Consider the following 18,517-nt stretch of genomic DNA (forward strand, 5'->3'; position numbering starts at 1 on the left):
TAGATTTTCACTTATTTTAAAACCGTACACTGAAATTTATTGTAGTTGCTTCGCAATCAAGCGTTAAAATAATGTATGAAAAACATACATCAATGCGCATAATTCAAAATAATTCTCCGGATTAAATGAAAAAATAATAAAATTGATACGTAAAAAGCTCGATTAAAGATTATATTTGCAACATCCTATTCTAATTACTTGTTATTCAAATGCTTAAGGTACTGTGAAGTCATTATCATGAAAAAAACTCTACTTGCAGTCAGTTTAATTGCGCTTAGCCCGATGAGCTTTGCATTGAACCTCGTTGAAGCCTATGAGCGAGCAAAGCAAACCGATCCAAATTGGCAAGCCAACGTTTTGCAGTATGAGGCTGATCAGTTAAATATAGGTTTAGCAAAAGGTAATTTGCTGCCGACAGTAACTGTTTCAGGAAATGTGACGCGTAAAAACCAAGATGTAAATCGTTCAAGTACAGAATCGAATCCTTTTTTTAATAGTTCTGACCTGTTGGCATCGACATCGACCACTCGTCAAATTGCGATTACTGCACGACAACCCATTTTCAGAATGGATGCTTGGCAGGGATATAAACAGGTAAAAACCTCAGTTCAACTGAGTGAAGTCACTTTAAAACAGCAACAGCAACAACATATATTAAATGTCTCTGAAGCTTATTTTAATGTACTACGTCAACAGGCTTTAACGCTCACTAACGCTCAAGAAGAAAAAGCATTATTCGAGCAGCTCAATATGATGAATGCCAAACTCAAAGAAGGTTTAGTTGCTGAAAGCGATGTGAGCGAAGCGAATGCACAATATCAAAATGCGCGAGCAAATCGAATTGCGACAGGTGTTCAATTAATCTTGGCACAAGAGCAACTTGCTCAGTTGATTGGACCTTACCAAGAAAAGCTCGCTGTTTTAAGTGATGATTTCGAGTATCAAAAGCCTGTACCGAATATCATGAGTGAATGGACTAAATTAGCTCAAGAACAGAATCTTGAAATTCTACAAGCGCGTTTGCAACGTCAATATGCCAATGATCAGCGACGTGTAGAGCAAGCGGCGCTTTATCCTCAAGTCGAAGCAGTAGCCACTTATGGTTATAGTGAACAGTCACCACAAACAGCTATATCAAGTGATGGGAAATTTGATCAGGTGGGTGTAGAAATGAACTGGAATGCCTATACCGGTGGACGAACTAAAATTAATATTGATAAAGCGACAAAAAATGTTGAAAAGTCGGAACGCCAATTAGAAGCTGCGATACGTAAAGCAACCACAGATGCTAAAAAATCTTACCTACAAATTGATATGGATAGTGCTACATTGCAAGCGCGCAAAGCTGCCATGGATTCTTCAGCATTAGTCGCGAAAGCATCCCAAGCTCAGTATGATGAAGGGCTTAAAAGTATGGTTGATGTGTTGCTTGCACAAAGAAATGCTTTTGCAACGCGATTAGATTTTGTGAATGCTCAATATGATTATGTGTTGAATGTGTTGAGGTTGAAGGCTTCTGTGGGACAATTGAATGAAAATGAGCTTCGTCAAATGAATGCATGGTTAGTTGAAAAATAGAATAAATTGATTGTTTTGTCATCAAATATTCACAATTGATATGCTTTAATATGGCAAAAATTTCAATCCATTCACGCTGTGTGGAGTAATAAGACTTTGAGCTCTAATAATCCTGTACTTAGCCACCATATTTCTTCTCAATTTAACGAAGATTTGCAAGATGTCCATACCAAATTTATGGCGATGGGTGGTTTGGTTGAGCAACAAGTTGCTAATGCCATTCATGCTCTTTTAGACACCAATGTGAATTTAGCTGTAGATGTCCAATTTCAGGATAATACGGTAAATCGCTATGAGCGTGAAATTGATGAAGGTTTGACTTTGATTTTAGTGCGTCGCCATCCTGCTGCAAGTGATCTGCGTATGGTGATTGCAATGAGCAAGGCCAATACCGATTTAGAACGTATTGGTGATGAAGCAGCTAAAATTGCACGTATAGCCCAAAATCTATGTGAAGAAGGTGAATCACCTCGTGGTTATATGGAAACACGTCATATCGGTAATCAAGTGCGAGTAATGATTCATGATGCATTGGATGCATTTGCACGTGTTGATGCAGAGCAAGCACTTAAAGTATTGTTGGCTGACGCAGATATCGATCGTGAATATCAATCTGCTACACGTACATTAATGACCTACATGATTGAGGATCCTCGTCATATTTCTCGTGTTCTGAATGTCATGTGGGTGCTGCGTTCTTTGGAGCGTATTGGTGACCATGCGCGAAATATTTCTGAACAAGTGATTTATATGGCTAAAGGCTATGACGTACGACACACCAGTGTGGAAGAGATTGAGGAAAAAGTTCAAGGTAATCATTAAAATAGAATTCGTCTCAAACACAAAAAACCTCGAATATCGAGGTTTTTTTATGTGGACACTAAACTTGAGTTCTGTAAAACATATAGACAAAAAAAATTCCTAGATTTTGGGGGAAATCTAGGAAGGAAAACTGATGAAACAGTACGCTGTTATTATTATTTGTTCACTCATAATCTTGCTATGAAATAATAATACTTAAATTATGTGTAAAGTTCAGCCATAAAAGTGTGATTTTGTGTAATTTAATATTTGTAAAATGTAAACCTTATCACACTTTAGTGTCCTACCCAATCCTGCCTATTTCATTAGTTTATGTCAACTATTATGATGATCTAAAAGTATTTTAGAATCTTTCGAAATAAAAAAAGCCCTGATATTCAGGGCTTTTTTAAGTCATACTTATGCAGATTTTGCTTCAGCAGGTGCAGATAACATATGACCTGTTTCTTCGAAATTAGAATGCCAAGAGAGCGCTTCTGTAAGTAGGTGAGGAGTTTGTCCACCTTTAGCACATGCACGATCGAAATAGTCGTTTAATGCATCTTTATACAATGGGTGAACACAGTTATCGATGATTGCACGTGCACGTTCACGCGGTGCAAGACCACGTAAATCAGCAAGACCTTGTTCAGTAACAAGAATGTCTACGTCATGACCTGTGTGATCTACGTGAGATGCCATCGGCACTACAGATGAAATGTCACCGCCTTTAGCGATTGATTTAGTCACGAAGATTGCGATATGCGCATTACGTGCGAAGTCACCTGAACCACCAATACCATTCATCATTTTTGAACCACATACGTGCGTAGAGTTCACATTGCCGTAGATGTCAAATTCAAGCGCAGTATTGATCCCGATAATCCCTAAACGGCGTACCAATTCTGGGTGGTTTGAAATTTCTTGAGGGCGTAATACAAGTTTGTCTTTGTATTGCTCAAGATTATTGAATACTTTTTCACCATAACGTGCAGAAAGTGTAATTGATGAGCCAGAAGCGAATTTCATTTTACCAGCATCAATTAATTCAAAAGTACAGTCTTGAAGTACTTCTGAGTACATGATGAGATCTTCAAAATGCGATTCTTTAAGACCCGTTAACACCGCATTGGCAATTGAACCAATACCTGCTTGTAATGGACCTAAATTTTTAGGAAGACGTTCTTCAGCCACTTCTTTTTCAAAGAATTCGATTAAGTGGTTTGCAATTGCTTGAGTCTCATCATCTGGTGCAGTGACTGTTGATGGAGAATCATGGAATTCGCTGTTAAATACGATGCCAACAATTTTAGCAGGATCGATATTAATTGCATGTGTACCAATACGCTCATCGACTTGAGTGAGTGGAATCGGCTGACGTGTCGGACGATAAGATGGGATATAAATATCGTGCAAGCCTTCGAATGCTGGGCTTAAATTTGTGTTAATTTCAACAATTACTTTTTCTGCAAAGATTGCAAAGCTTGCTGAGTTACCTACTGAAGTCGTTGGAATGATGCCACCATCTTCAGTAATTGCTACAGCTTCGATTACAGCAATATCAGGCTTTTTCAATTGTTTATTACGCATTTGTTCAACAGTTTCTGACAAATGCTGATCAATAAACATTACTTCGCCTTTATTGATCGCCTTACGCAAAGTATTATCGACTTGGAAAGGTAGACGACGAGCCAATACGCCAGCTTCAGTTAACTGTTTATCTAAGTCATTACCCAAAGACGCACCAGTGATTAAAGTGATCTTTAAAGGGTTTGTATGAGCGCGTTTTACCAATGCCAATGGAACTGCTTTAGCTTCACCAGCACGCGTGAAACCACTCATACCTACGGTCATGCCATCTTCAATAAACGTTGAAGCTTGTTCAGCTGAAATGACTTTTTCATGAAGTGACTCTAAACGAATGCGATCTAAAGACATGGTTTACTCTTCTCTTGATATTCTGGATCTGGCACCGATTGTACCGATCAAGCGAGCCATTTTGCATACCTGTTAGGCTAAGGTCTAATTTTTTCAAAAAATGCGGATATAAAGATATATTATGGTTTGTAAGATATTGTTTTTTATTTTTAATTTTCATTGTGGTGAATAATTAAACCAATTCAACCGTTCAACTATTCACCATTCATCAAAATCGTTCGGTGATGGTTTGCCTTATTTTATCTAAGGTGCTATTGGTTGAAATATCAGCAACTTGAGGTGTTGAAAGGGGCAGTAGAATGATAGCTTCAAGACCTCCTTCAGGACGATTATGAATTTTTAATTCACCTTCATGAATATCGACAATTCGTTTTACAATGGCTAAACCAAGACCACTCCCTTGGATGGTACGTGCTTCATTGCCACGTACAAAAGGTTGCATAAGGTCTGCAATTTGATCTTCTGGGATTCCATCACCGTGATCAGCAACACAAATTTTTAGATGATCTCCCTCGACTTTCGCACTTAGCTCAATGGGTTCAGCACCATAACGCTTAGAATTATTAATTAAGTTACCAATTAAGCGCTTGAGGGAAAGCGAACGAGCAGTAATCAGTGGGAGTTCTTCTGGTTCAAAGCGAATATCCAGGGGTTTAAACTGAATAACCAATTCTTGCAAAAGGGTATTGATATTGGTTTCTTTTAGGTCTTCATCTGAACCATCACGCATGTAAGAAATAAACTGATTAAGAATGGCATCCATATCATCCACATCAAAGATTAAGCCTTCTTTCAAGAAGTCATCATCTGACATCATTTCAGCACTCAGTCGAATTCGAGTGAGCGGGGTTCTTAAATCATGTGAAATACCAGCCAACATAATTTGACGATCACGTTCAGTGAGCTCCAATGTATAAATCATATGATTAAAGGCTTGGTTGACTTGGCGGATTTCCAAAGGTCCGTGGTTCGTCTCAAGATAGGGGGCTTTTCCAGTTTTACTATAGCTATTTGCTGCATTTTGAAGTCGGCGTAGTGGGCGATTGAGCTGTCTCACTAAAGTTAAGATAATCATGGCTGAAATCAGCGGTACGCCAAGAAACCATGCCAAAATCAATTCGGGGCTATAATTTGCATAAGTTTTTAACGGTTCTTGAACCCAATTCCCGTTCATTTCTGGGGTTTGAATCCAAATACGTGGGCTAGGTTTAAATTGGAAATAGACGGTGACCTCAGGCACGTCGAGCTCTTTGGCCAAACGTTTTTCAACTTGGTTCGTAAAGAATTCAGCAATGACTTTATCGCGCTGGTTGGGGAACGCAGCAGGGTCTGTAACGTATTCAATTCCAACACGCTGTTTTAACCATGTGTCAACATCAAGTTCAGTGTCACCATGAAAAATTCGAAGGTCGGGGTTGTTGATAATTTCGAGTTCAACCGCAAGGTAGCGTGCATGCTGTTGAATCTCTGGTAAATAGAGGGTTTTCCAAAAAAACCAAAGTGACATAAACAGACTAAAGAACACCACAAAAACAACCAAAACTGTTGTTCGCATTGCAGCGGAGCGCGGCTTGATTTTGTCAAGAAAGCGTTCCCATTTCGTTCGTTTTCGCTCTGAATACGCAACAAATTCATTAAATTTTTGTGGGTCAATAGGATCAAGTTTCACGGTCTAACCTGAGAGTTTGGGCTTAAAAAGAATAAGTGCATGTAATTGTTTAATACATAAAATAAAGACCCCGACATCATTGATGGCGGAGTCCATTGTTTAAAAAATTATTCTGCACCATCTGGTACGAATACGTATCCCACACCCCACACCGTTTGAATATAGCGTGCACGAGCCGGATTTTCCTCGATTAAACGACGTAAACGAGAGACTTGAACATCAATAGAGCGTTCCATTGCTCCCCATTCACGACCACGTGCCAAATTCATTAATTTATCACGTGTCAACGGTTCACGAGGATGTTGCACCAATGCTTTGAGTACTGCGAATTCACCAGTAGTTAAGGTCACCACTTGACCCTCACGAGTCAGTGTTCGAGTCGATAGATCGAGTGACCAAGGACCAAATGAAACCACTTCAACATTCTGGCTTGGTGCCCCAGGAACCTCACGCACTTGTCGACGTAGTACAGCTCGGATACGAGCTAACAATTCATTTGGGTTGAATGGTTTTGGTAGATAGTCATCAGCACCTGCTTCAAGCCCTGCAATACGATCAGAGTCGCTACCACGTGCAGTGAGCATAATAATAGGCGTGTCAATGTTAGACTGCCTTAAACGACGACAAATGCTCAAACCATCTTCTACAGGAAGCATAAAATCTAAAACGATGAGCGAGAAAAGTTCACGTTGTAATAACCGATCCATTTGCGTGGCATCATGTGCGGTTTTAACCACAAAACCTTTATCTTCTAAAAACCGTTGTAAAAGGGTACGAAGACGCACATCATCGTCGACGACCAGAATGCGTTCAACTCTGTCAGTGTCATTGTGTACTACATCAGTATTTTCAGCAGGTACAACTAAACTCATGATGCACTCCCTTAAAAGTTGTATTTATAAATAGTCATTTGTCTCAGTATAATGCCTAAGTTCTTGTTAAGACTATGTATCAAATTGCTCAAAATTACAATTTTAAGTGTGTTCTGAAACCAAATCACAACATGTATTGACCTGTTTTTAGGCAAATAATTTAAAATAAAATCGCTATTCAATATGAAGCTAATTTGAAGTGCTATTGAAAGCAAGAAATTTACATCAAAATCAGAAAAATAAAGTGATTTTAAAGAGTTAAATGTTTTAGTTCATTGTCAAAGTGATGACACAATGACGCATTACACTCAAATAATTGATCAGAGACTTCACCTGAAGATTTTTCTCTGGGAGATAAAACTAGAAAAATTGAGACTTTTATTTAAAATTTCATTGCAAATATTCAAAACAATTGTGGATTTTATAGTCTCGGTCTTTATAATCACTAACTTTTAGTCCTTATCCTTGTGGAATTTAACACGATGACTGACTTAGTTCAGCAGTTGGCAAGTGAACTTGCCGTACGTCCAAACCAAGTAGAAGCTGCCATTAAGCTGATTGATGAAGGTTCTAGTGTTCCATTTATTGCACGTTACCGTAAAGAAGTAACTCAAGGCTTAGACGATACGCAGTTACGTCAACTGGATACCCGATTAACTTACCTTCGTGATTTATTTGAACGCCGTGAAAAGGTCATTGAATCACTGAAAGAACAAAATAAACTCACGGATGATTTGTTAGCTCGCGTCAATGCCGTTGAAACAAAAAATGCATTAGAAGAAATTTACGCACCGTATCGTCCAAAACGTACGAGTAAATCATTTAAAGCAAAAGAGGCTGGTTTAGGCCCAATCGCTGAAAAAATCTATAATGAAAATGTTGAACCTGCAGAAGCTTTAGAAGGATTTAATCATGAAGATTATCCTGATTTAGAGAGTCAATTAGACGCTGTTCAGCATATTCTCATTGATGACTGGGCACAAAATATTGCACTCACGACAGAGCTTAAAGCGATGTTTGCAAAAACAGCAGTGTTAAAAAGCTTAGTTGCTAGTGAAGAGAAAAAAGAAGTTGGTAAAAAATTCCGTGACTACTTCGATTTTTCTGAAAACTTAAACAAAGTTCCATCACATCGCTTATTGGCAATGTTACGTGGACGTCAAGAGAATGTACTAGGTCTAAAAGTTGATGGTGAAAATGATGCTCCTTTGGCGCGCATTGAAACTGAATACAATCTTGATCAAGTTCAACCTCAAGCCCGTCAAGATTTTCTGAAGCAAACTGCAAAATTATTCTGGCTCGGCAAAGTCCGGCCTACAATTGAGCATTCACTTCTGACAGAAAAGCGTTTGGCTGCTGAAGCAGAAGCAATGCAAGTATTTGCAGAAAATTTACGTCATTTACTTTTATCTGCACCAGCAGGTTCACGTACTACTTTAGGTGTGGATCCTGGTATCCGTACAGGTGTGAAATTGGCTGTCGTGAATGCATCTGGAGATGTACTGGCACACAGCACGATTTATCCATTCGCACCTAAAGAAGATAAAGAAGGCTCAATCAATGAATTGGCACGTTTATGTCGTGAATTCAATGTTGAGCTAATTGCTATTGGTAACGGTACCGCGAGTCGTGAAACAGAAGCTGTTGTTGTGGAAATGATGGCTGCTCATGCTGATCTTAAATTAACGCGCGTGTCTGTATCTGAAGCAGGTGCTTCAGTATATTCAGCATCTGAATTGGCTTCACAAGAATTACCAGATTTAGACGTATCGATTCGTGGTGCAGTATCTATTGCGCGTCGTTTACAAGATCCATTGGCTGAACTTGTGAAGATTGATCCTAAATCAATTGGTGTAGGTCAATATCAACACGATGTGAATCAAACAGGCTTGGCAAAAACGCTTGAAGCTGTAGTGGAAGACTGTGTGAACTCAGTTGGTGTAGATGTAAATACAGCATCTTCAGCGATTTTGGGTTACATCGCAGGATTAAACAAATCTATAGCACAGCAAATTGTAGACTACCGTAAAGAGAATGGTCGTTTTGATAATCGTCAAGATTTGAAAAAAGTACCACGCTTAGGTGAGCGTACTTTTGAGCAAGCTGCAGGTTTCTTACGTATTCAAGATGGTTCAGAACCATTGGATGCATCAGCAGTTCATCCTGAGTCTTATGGTTTAGTCAACAAGATTGTTGAAGCGAAAGCGACCACTGTAAAAGATATTATTGGCAATACTGAAATCATTCGTCAGGTTAAACCTGAAGAGTTTGTTGATGACAAATTTGGTTTACCAACGATCCAAGATGTTTTGGCGGAGCTTGAAAAACCAGGTCGTGATCCACGTCCGGAGTTCCGTACAGCGAAGTTCCGTGATGACATTACTGAGGTTTCACAACTGACTGAAGGCTTAGAGCTTGAAGGTGTAGTGACCAATGTAACGAACTTTGGTGCATTTGTTGATGTTGGTGTTCATCAAGATGGTTTAGTTCATATTTCAGAACTAGCGAATGAATTTATTTCTGATCCACATAAGTTTGTGAAACCAGGGCAAATTGTTCAAGTGCGTGTGTTACAAGTTGATGTGGAACGTAATCGTGTTAATTTATCGATGCGTCCTGCAGGATCTGAAGCACCTGCGAAGGCACCGCGCCAGCCACGCCGTGAAACTCAAGGCCAGCAAGAGCAACGTGGTGAGCGTAAACCACACGCGAAGCGTTCTCAGCAAGCACGTCCACACGGTGATCGCCCACAACATGCGAAAAAACCTCAGCAGCAGAAACCACAAGAACAGAAGATTGGTGGTTTAGGTGCATTATTATTACAAGCAGGGGTTAAAGGTTCGAAGTAATCTTTAATCAGGTAAAAAACCTCCCATATGGGAGGTTTTTTTATGCTTATGTTTTTAAATAAATGAAGAACATCAAGGTGATTTATTTTAAATGTAAACTTTAAGATGGTATAAAACAACAAGAAAAACTTAATAATCAATTAATCACTTCAAAATTATTTTTAACTTTATAAGTCATATAATTAAGAGAAATTAAACATGAGTATATCTCAAAATAAAGGGCTGAAACCTCGATTTTATAGTCGTGATTTGCTCTCAGGTCTGGTTGTTTTCCTTGTTGCACTTCCGCTTTGTTTGGGCATAGCTCATGCATCAGGTGCACCACTCATTTCAGGCATTATTGCTGGCGTGATTGGTGGAATCGTTGTTGGTTTTTTTAGTGGCTCACATATCAGTGTATCTGGTCCCGCTGCAGGCTTAGTGGCGATTGTATTGACCCAAATTGAATTACTACAAGGTAATTATCAAGCCTTTTTGTTCACATTGTTTTTAGCTGGAATTTTACAAATATTATTTGGTATTTTTAGGTTAGGTGTTTTCTCAAATTTCGTACCCACCAATGTGATTTTGGGATTGCTTGCCGCGATTGGTCTGTTACTGATTATCAGTCAATTACCTAAATTGATTGGTTTGGACGTCAAAGGATTTGCTTTGATTGATCAATGGTCAATTCAATCTGTACTGAGTCATATTGATATTGGCTCAGGATTAATTGGTCTAAGTTGTATTGCGTTAATCCTACTGTGGGATAGTAGTAAATTAAAAAAGCTGCCGCTGCCTTCAGCCTTGATTGCGGTGATATTTGCTGGACTTCTTAACTTTATAATGTTGAAAATCGGCTCTCCATATGCAGTAAACCCTCAACAATTGATTAATCTTCCGAATATCTTTTCTGGTTCAGAAACGATTTTCCAGTTTCCAGATTTTTCGTATTGGAATAATAGTTTAATTTATACGGGTGCAATTACATTAGCGGTGGTAGCTTCTCTTGAAACACTATTGAATTTAGAAGCTGCCGATAAGATGGATCCACAAAAGCGCTCATCACCACCGAATCGTGAATTATTTGCACAGGGTGTTGGAAACTCTATGTCAGGATTGATCGGTGGTATGCCGATTACCTCAGTCATTGTTCGTAGTTCAGTGAATGCAACCAGTGGAGCTAAAACCAAATTTTCTGCAATCTTTCATGGTTTTTTACTGATTGTTGCAGTGGTGGCGCTCACCCCATTAATCAATGCGATACCGCTATCTTCATTGGCAGCAATCTTAATCTTGACTGGATTTAAATTGGCAACACCAAGCCTATTTAAACGGATTTATGCGCAAGGTTGGAAACAATTTTTACCTTTTATTATCACGGTAGTTGCAATCATTGCAACTGATTTACTGAAAGGCATCATGATTGGTCTAGTGATCAGTTTATTGATTATCTTACAGAGTCATTTACACCGTGGTGTACGTGTGATCCATGAAAAACACTTGCATGGTTCACTTACCCGTATTGAATTAGCACCGAATTTAAGTTTTTTAAATCGTGCCGCACTCGTCACCGCTTTAGAAAAAGTTAAACCGCATGAAAATGTGCTAATCGATGCATCCAATACCTATTATATTGATCCAGATATCTATCAAATTATTAAGGACTTTCAAAGTGAAGTGGCGATAAAGCAGGGGATAAAAGTTAATTTACAAGGTTTTAAAGCACATTATCCTGAAATAAAAGAGGACGAGCTCGATCTTGATGTGAGTACGCAAGAACTCCAAAAACAGCTCAGTCCTGATCAAGTTTTACAGATGCTAAAAGACGGGAACTTGCGTTTTATTAATCATCAGCGTTTACACCATAATATTGCTCGCCAAATTCAAGTGACGTCAAATGCAGGGCAACATCCTATTGCTGCAGTGTTGGGTTGTATGGATTCTAGAGCACCGACAGAGCGCATTTTTGATGTAGGAATCGGTGATTTATTCAGTTTGCGTATTGCTGGAAATATTGCTGGTCAAAAAGTCGTGGGCTCTTTAGAGTTTGCATGTAAAACCAAAGGTTCAAAACTGATCGTGGTATTGGGGCATACGGACTGTGGTGCGGTAGGATCTGCTTGTCATTTATTTGAGCAAAAAGTGGATTTGAGTCAACTAAAAGATACACCGAACGTTCAGCATTTTTTGAAGCCGATTATGCAGGCGGCGGAAACAGTCAAAAATGATATGAGTAATTATCAACTTACAACCAATTTTATTGATGCCGTAACTGTGTTAAATGTGCGAAATAATATTAATTATATTATTAAAAATAGTGACACGTTAAGAGACATGATTGAGCGTAAAGAGATTGGGATTGTTGGCGCAATCTATGATGTGAAATCTGGTCAAGTCAACTTTTTATCTTAAATGATCTCATTTCATCAGTAAGTGATATTAAAAACCTCCCAAATGGGAGGTTTTTAATTTATCCATTAATCATGGGGACAATCCAGCTGGTTAAGATCAATAAAATCCCGAGATGACCTAATTTTCGTGAAATTTTTACGAATTTTGGAACTGATTGTTCGATCTTTTGTGCATAGTCTTGTAGGTTGGCAGCTTTAGTTTGGCGGCTATGCCACAAGAATACGGCAAGATCGATACAGATGAGAATAGTTCCTACATCTGCGACTACGTCTAAAACTTTAAATTCTTGAGTATAAAAACCGAGAGTAACTTGATAAATGAGGAGTATCGCAAATGCGATGGCTGCACATTGCAGCACTAAAGCTAAACCACGCATAAGTACAAAGCATAAAATCAATAAGATGCAAGGTTTATAACATAACTCTGCCGCCTAACGAATGATCTCAAAATTTTTTTTACGCCTAGATTTGAACCCAATCATGATTAGCACTAAATAAGATTCGGTAAGATCAAGCTGAATGCAATAGTGCCTAAACCTATTTTTGACAAATGATATGCATAAGACTTTGGTGCTTTGGCATGATTCATCTGTTGTTGATCCAATTCAGTTTTATTTTGAGCATCGGCTGGTTTTATGTTGAATCCCAGCTCAAGCAAAATTAAAAATAAACCTAGCTGTAATAAGGTGTCGAATGAGTAATGTTGCTGAATAATCATGCTCATGATTTGAGTAAAAATCAAAACAGCAACTGCTAGAAAAAATAATCTAAAAAAATAAATTTGAGCCATGACAAACTCCTATTTTATGTTTTGATCATGGCATTTAATTCTTAAAGAATAATTAAAATCACACAGTGAAAATGTAACAAGATCATCTCACAAAGTACTTAAATTAACTTGTTCGATCACCAATGTTCGCCAGGAAATAGTCGGGCATATGCACGCTGTACAATGTTTAATTTCTCTTGGCGACCGACAGAAGCAGTAGAGCTTGGAAATAAATTAAATCCAATCGACATCAATTTATTATTAATATCAGGTGCAATTGCATAAGTAATTGATGCAAGTTTTCCAAGACCAGTCGCTACCTTTTTTGGACGGTTCACAATAGCACCAGCGATTAAATCTGCAGCTTGATTCGGTGAAAGTGCTGGCACGTATTTATATATTTTAGTTGGAGCGATCATCGGCGTTCTGACCAAAGGCATGTAGACCGAGGTGATAGCGATATTATGCGCATGGACTTCAGCTGATAGGCAACGGCTAAATGCATCCAATGCAGCTTTTGAAGCGACATATGCAGAGAAGCGTGTAGCATTGGCTAATACACCAATTGAACTGATATTAATAATATGTCCACGTTCACGGTCTATCATATGTGGAAGGATATTTAAAATGAGGCGAACAGCACCAAAATAGTTGAGTTGCATCGTGCGTTCAAAATCGTGAAAACGGTCGATGGACTCATGGACTGCACGGCGAATCGAACGACCTGCATTATTAATTAAAATATCAATATGTGTGACGCTATTGAAGATTTGTTGCGTTACAGCATCGATTGAACTCATATCATTCAAATCACAAGGAAAAATGTCAGCTTTTCCCCCTTTTTGCTCAATCTCATATTTTACTTGTTGTAAAGTTTCCTCAGTTCGTGCCACCAATAATACATGCGCACCTGCCGCAGCCAATTGATGTGCAACAGTTAAACCGATACCACTGGACGCGCCTGTAATCAGAATATTTTTTCCATGGACACGTTTTTTAAAACGCTGTTCTAATTTTTTATTCACTTCATTCTCCCTGTAAATGCAATGAATTGTGGAACACGTATTTTTAAACGTGTCATACAAATCAGCATAGTGAAAAAATGAAAATAAACCATGGCATAAGTTTATGAATTTATTGTAAAAATTAGAGTAAATGCTCTAATTTTTTATTGTGGTAATACGAATAAAATAATTGAAAAAGACGATATGGTAAATGAGGATAAAGCCCCAGTCATGAGGCTTTATTTCTAATGTATTACCAAGATTAAACTTGAGCGAGCGCTTGTTCTAGGTCGGCGATTAAATCGTCAGCATGTTCGATTCCAATAGATAAGCGAACCATATCCGTAGAAACGCCAGCAGCTTTTAACTCTTCTTCATTCAGTTGGCGATGCGTTGTAGTTGCTGGGTGACATGCTAAGCTTTTTGCATCACCGATATTCACCAATCGTGTGAATAATTGTAGGGCATCTATAAAGCGAGTTCCGCCTGCTAAGCCATCCTGTACACCAAATGAAAGAATTGCTGAAGGTTTGCCCTTAACGTATTTCTGAGCTAAAGCATGTTGCGGGTGATCAGGTAGTCCTGCGTAATTTACCCATTTTACTTTTGGATGAGCTTGTAAATATTGAGCAACTTTTAAAGCATTTTCAGTATGACGTTCCATACGTAAACTTAATGTTTCTAAACCTTGCAGGATTAAGAAAACATTTTGTGGGCTAATCGCTGCACCTGTGTTGCGTAATGGCACGACACGAGCACGTGCAATATAAGCTGCTTCACCAAGCGCTTCGACATAGTTCACGCCGTGATAGCTTGGATCGGGCGTATTTAACGCTTTAAAACGATCTGGATATTTACCCCAAGGGAATTTACCGCTGTCAACAATGATACCGCCGATCGAATTACCATGTCCGCCGATGTACTTGGTTAGAGAGTGAACAACAATATCTGCACCAAATTCAAAAGATTTTTGAAGCACTGGTGTAGCAACTGTATTGTCCACAATTACAGGAATGCCAAGTTCATGTGCAAGCTTAGAAATCGCTTCTAAATCAATAATATTGCCGAGTGGATTACCAATAGACTCAACGAAGACTAATTTAGTTTTTTCATCAACAAGTGCTCGCAAACTTTCTGGATTTTGATAATCGAAGAAGCGCACTTCGATCCCTTGTTTTGGTAGCGTATGTGCAAATAAATTATATGTACCACCATAAAGTGTAGATACAGAAGCGATATTGTCCCCAGCTTCAGCAATGGTTTGAATGGCATAGGTAATGGCTGCCATACCTGATGCAAGTGCTAATGCGCCGATCCCACCTTCGAGTGCTGCAATACGTTGTTCAAGCACAGCAGTCGTTGGGTTCATAATCCGTGTATAAATATTCCCAGAGACCTTTAAATCGAATAGGTCTGCGCCATGTTGCGTATTATCAAATGAGTAAGACGTCGTTTGATAAATGGGTACCGCAACTGCTTTAGTCGTTGGTTCAGGTGAGTATCCAGCATGGATGGCGAGGGTTTCGTCCTTATATGTCATTTTGAGATCTTCTTGTGGTTTAAAAATTGTTCAATGAGAATATAGCACCCTAATCATATTATAAAATTTATAAAATATTGAAAAAGTTATCTAAAATTCTCATATGTTGCTCATTTAAAAGCCATATTCTTGTGCACTTTGAATGGTAAGTTTGATGAAAAAATAAACTTGTAACATTCCTTGCAAGTTCGGGCGTATGGCTTATGTTTTTATCGTATTCATCGTATAATGCTCCCTAATTATTTGTCCGCGATTTGTATTTACAGCGGATTTTGTTTTTTTTATAGAGGAGTCCTACGTGGCCCAATATATTTACACGATGAACCGTGTGTCTAAGATGGTTCCGCCTAAGCGCGAAATCCTTAAAGACATCTCTTTATCATTTTTCCCGGGCGCTAAAATTGGTGTTCTTGGTTTAAACGGTGCAGGTAAATCTACCTTGCTTCGTATTATGGCTGGCGTAGATAAAGATTTCTCTGGTGAAGCTCGTGCACAACCAGGTATCAAGATCGGCTACCTTGAGCAAGAGCCGCCATTAGATGAAACAAAAGACGTTCGTGGCAACGTTGAAGATGGCGTTCGTGAAGCACTTGATGCATTAGCTCGTCTTGATGAAGTTTTCGCTGAATATGCAGCTGAAGATGCCGACTTTGATGCACTTGCAAAAGAGCAAGAAAAGCTTGAAGCAATTATTCAAACTTGGGATGCGCATAACTTAAATAACCAGCTTGAACAAGCAGCGGCAGCGTTAAACTTGCCAGCTTGGGATGCTGATGTCACTAAATTGTCAGGTGGTGAGCGCCGTCGTGTGGCACTTTGCCGTTTGCTCTTGTCTAAACCAGACATGTTGCTTCTTGACGAACCGACGAACCATTTGGATGCATCATCTGTTTCATGGTTGGAACGTTTCTTAAAAGATTTCCCTGGTACAATCGTTGCGATTACGCATGACCGTTATTTCTTGGATAACGTTGCTGAGTGGATTCTTGAGCTTGACCGTGGTATGGGTATCCCTTATCAAGGTAATTATTCTTCTTGGTTAGAGCAGAAAAATGCCCGCTTAGAGCAAGAACAGAAGCAAGAAGAATCTTTTGCTAAAGCATTGAAAAAAGAACTTGAATGGGTTCGTTCTAATGCAAAAGGTCAGCAAAAGAAAAATAAAGCACGTATGGAACGCTTTGAAGAGCTTAACTCTCGTGAATTCCAACAACGTAACGAAACGTCTGAAATCTACATTCCACCTGGTCCACGTCTAGGGAACAAGGTTGTGGAAGTTGAAGGTATCAGCAAATCGTTTGGTGATCGTACACTTTACAAAGATTTATCTTTTGTTGTTCCACCTTGTGCGATCGTGGGTATCGTGGGTGAGAACGGTGCGGGTAAAACCACACTATTCCGTATGATGACAGGTGAATTACAACCTGATACAGGTACGGTAACGCTAGGTGAGTCAGTTAAAGTGGCTTACGTGGGTCAGATTCGTGACACCTTAGATAACAATAAAACGGTTTGGGAAGAAGTTTCTGGCGGTTTAGATATCTTACGTATTGGTGAATATGAAATCGCATCACGTGCATATATTGGTCGTTTTAACTTTAAAGGCCAAGATCAGCAGAAGCGTGTAGGTCAATTGTCAGGTGGTGAGCGTAACCGTTTACAACTTGCGAAAATTCTACAAATGGGCGCAAACGTTATCCTTCTCGATGAACCATCGAACGACTTGGATATCGAAACTTTACGTGCGCTTGAGGATGCAATTTTAGTATTCCCAGGTACTGTAATGGTCATCTCGCATGACCGTTGGTTCCTAGACCGTATTGCAACGCACATCTTGTCATTCGAAGGTGAAACACCAGAATTCTTCACAGGAAACTATGCTGAGTTCGAAGAATACCGTCGTAAACGCGATGGCGATGATCTAGTGGCTAAGCGCCAAAAATATCGCAAAATTGGTGGTTAATTCCATCTAATAAAAAAACCAGCCTTCAGGCTGGTTTTTTTATGAATTAATTTTATGAAAATGCTAAAAGACTATAAGCTTGAAGTAGAGTTCTTTTTGCATTTTCATTTCCAGCATTCGCTGATTGGTTCAGCCATTTTTCAGCAATTTGATAATTTCGATCCAAACCTAGTTCACCATTTAAGTAACTCAGACCTAATTGATATTGTGCTTCAGCATTCCCACGTAATGCATCACGTAGGTATAACCACATTTGATTTCGAGGGTTTAAGGATGTGGATGGCTCGAGATTGGATAAATTAGCCGTTCGAGTACGTTTTAGATCAAAGAATAGTGATTGAAATAGTTTTATTATCATTATGGTTCTCCTTGCTTATCCATGCAAAAATGAGATCTATTTCATTAAATTATGCTCTTTTGAAGGTTTTGTCTACTACTCATATATAAAATTTAAATTTATTTAATTTTAAGTCCTAAAAGCTCAAATGAGCTTTTAGGACTGATGAAAATAAACAATTAATTTTCCCATTCGTGATTACATTCACGACATTTCCATTTCTTTTGAGATTGCATGAAGGCTTGCATCGAAATTTTGAAATCTGGTAAATCTTTCCAGAACATCACACCTGCAATCACTGCAATTAAAAATACGATCACAGTTGCAATTTGAAGTGTCTCGCCAGCACCATTGCTAAAAATCATCAGTACAACGCTAATAATGACCAATAATAGGAGTAAAAATAGAGTGGGTACGAGGATAATTAAGCTTTTAGGAACATTTGGTCGTACAGCAGGTGCATTGGCACTTGCTAAAGGAAGAATTTTACGACTTTGACATTTAGGGCATTGGTACTGCATGAGCGCTCCGTATTTCTTTTGCTTAATTCTATAACATCGAAACTAAAATCAAAAATGTATAGATGAAAAAAAACCACTGATCGAGGTCAGTGGTTTTTTAGAATTTGGCGTCCCTACGGGGATTCGAACCCCGGTTACCGCCGTGAAAGGGCGATGTCCTAGGCCTCTAGACGATAGGGACTTATGAGGCAACACAGTCAATGCTATAAAAGCAATCTAGGTATCAAGCTAAATGCTCAATCTGTGTGAGCGCTATATTAGGGATATAACACTCATGCGTCAATAA

14 protein-coding genes and 1 tRNA gene are annotated in these 18,517 nt (G+C 38.9%); 5 read left to right on the plus strand and 10 right to left on the minus strand.

Annotated features, from left to right (window positions below):
* The first annotated feature begins 237 nt into the window (after positions 1-237).
* Both abuO and phoU read left to right on the plus strand, forming a co-directional pair.
* Complete coding sequence (abuO, locus tag AC1M9J_RS07485) at positions 238-1,578, plus strand: multidrug efflux outer membrane protein AbuO (RefSeq protein ID WP_092767312.1); 1,341 nt, start codon at positions 238-240, stop codon at positions 1,576-1,578.
* A 96-nt stretch (positions 1,579-1,674) separates the two neighbouring features.
* Complete coding sequence (gene phoU / locus AC1M9J_RS07490) at positions 1,675-2,400, plus strand: phosphate signaling complex protein PhoU (protein ID WP_035263928.1); 726 nt, start codon at positions 1,675-1,677, stop codon at positions 2,398-2,400.
* A 399-nt stretch (positions 2,401-2,799) separates the two neighbouring features.
* On the opposite strand, the gene AC1M9J_RS07495 is transcribed toward phoU, so the two are convergent.
* The 3 genes from AC1M9J_RS07495 to ompR form a co-directional block, all read right to left on the minus strand.
* Complete coding sequence (locus tag AC1M9J_RS07495; protein WP_481952101.1) at positions 2,800-4,317, minus strand: acetyl-CoA hydrolase/transferase family protein; 1,518 nt, start codon at positions 4,315-4,317, stop codon at positions 2,800-2,802.
* Between the two features lie 208 nt (positions 4,318-4,525).
* Positions 4,526-5,986, minus strand: a complete 1,461-nt coding sequence (locus AC1M9J_RS07500) for an ATP-binding protein (protein ID WP_092767308.1) — start codon at positions 5,984-5,986, stop codon at positions 4,526-4,528.
* A 107-nt stretch (positions 5,987-6,093) separates the two neighbouring features.
* Positions 6,094-6,858 (minus strand): osmolarity response regulator transcription factor OmpR, encoded by a 765-nt coding sequence (gene ompR / locus AC1M9J_RS07505; RefSeq protein WP_035263934.1) that lies wholly within the window; start codon positions 6,856-6,858, stop codon positions 6,094-6,096.
* A gap of 482 nt (positions 6,859-7,340) precedes the next feature.
* Between ompR and AC1M9J_RS07510 the strand changes: the two genes are divergently transcribed.
* Positions 7,341-9,707, plus strand: coding sequence for a Tex family protein (locus AC1M9J_RS07510; protein ID WP_481952102.1), 2,367 nt, complete (start codon positions 7,341-7,343; stop codon positions 9,705-9,707).
* A 198-nt stretch (positions 9,708-9,905) separates the two neighbouring features.
* Positions 9,906-12,101, plus strand: coding sequence for a bifunctional SulP family inorganic anion transporter/carbonic anhydrase (locus AC1M9J_RS07515; protein WP_481596108.1), 2,196 nt, complete (start codon positions 9,906-9,908; stop codon positions 12,099-12,101).
* 58 nt (positions 12,102-12,159) lie between these two features.
* Here AC1M9J_RS07515 and AC1M9J_RS07520 read toward each other — a convergent pair whose 3' ends face one another.
* The 4 genes from AC1M9J_RS07520 to AC1M9J_RS07535 form a co-directional block, all read right to left on the minus strand.
* Positions 12,160-12,477 carry a hypothetical protein gene (locus AC1M9J_RS07520; RefSeq protein WP_481952103.1) on the minus strand — a complete coding sequence of 106 codons (318 nt, stop codon included), beginning with the start codon at positions 12,475-12,477 and terminating at the stop codon, positions 12,160-12,162.
* A gap of 113 nt (positions 12,478-12,590) precedes the next feature.
* Positions 12,591-12,890, minus strand: coding sequence for a hypothetical protein (locus tag AC1M9J_RS07525; RefSeq protein WP_035263939.1), 300 nt, complete (start codon positions 12,888-12,890; stop codon positions 12,591-12,593).
* Positions 12,891-13,006: 116 nt separating this feature from the next.
* Positions 13,007-13,894, minus strand: a complete 888-nt coding sequence (locus AC1M9J_RS07530; RefSeq protein WP_092767298.1) for an SDR family NAD(P)-dependent oxidoreductase — start codon at positions 13,892-13,894, stop codon at positions 13,007-13,009.
* 241 nt (positions 13,895-14,135) lie between these two features.
* Positions 14,136-15,413 carry an O-acetylhomoserine aminocarboxypropyltransferase/cysteine synthase family protein gene (locus tag AC1M9J_RS07535; RefSeq protein WP_035263942.1) on the minus strand — a complete coding sequence of 426 codons (1,278 nt, stop codon included), beginning with the start codon at positions 15,411-15,413 and terminating at the stop codon, positions 14,136-14,138.
* A 298-nt stretch (positions 15,414-15,711) separates the two neighbouring features.
* Here AC1M9J_RS07535 and ettA point away from each other — a divergent pair, with 298 nt between their 5' ends.
* Complete coding sequence (ettA, locus tag AC1M9J_RS07540) at positions 15,712-17,373, plus strand: energy-dependent translational throttle protein EttA (RefSeq protein ID WP_035263944.1); 1,662 nt, start codon at positions 15,712-15,714, stop codon at positions 17,371-17,373.
* Positions 17,374-17,425: 52 nt separating this feature from the next.
* On the opposite strand, the gene AC1M9J_RS07545 is transcribed toward ettA, so the two are convergent.
* From AC1M9J_RS07545 to AC1M9J_RS07555, 3 genes are all read right to left on the minus strand, one after another.
* Entirely contained in the window at positions 17,426-17,731 is a 306-nt protein-coding gene (locus tag AC1M9J_RS07545) for an SEL1-like repeat protein (RefSeq protein ID WP_051586493.1), read from the minus strand.
* Between the two features lie 158 nt (positions 17,732-17,889).
* Positions 17,890-18,231 carry a zinc-ribbon domain-containing protein gene (locus AC1M9J_RS07550; protein WP_035263946.1) on the minus strand — a complete coding sequence of 114 codons (342 nt, stop codon included), beginning with the start codon at positions 18,229-18,231 and terminating at the stop codon, positions 17,890-17,892.
* A gap of 105 nt (positions 18,232-18,336) precedes the next feature.
* A tRNA-Glu gene (locus tag AC1M9J_RS07555) sits at positions 18,337-18,412 on the minus strand.
* Positions 18,413-18,517 lie beyond the last annotated feature (105 nt).

Source organism: Acinetobacter sp. ANC_7588 (assembly GCF_056783995.1).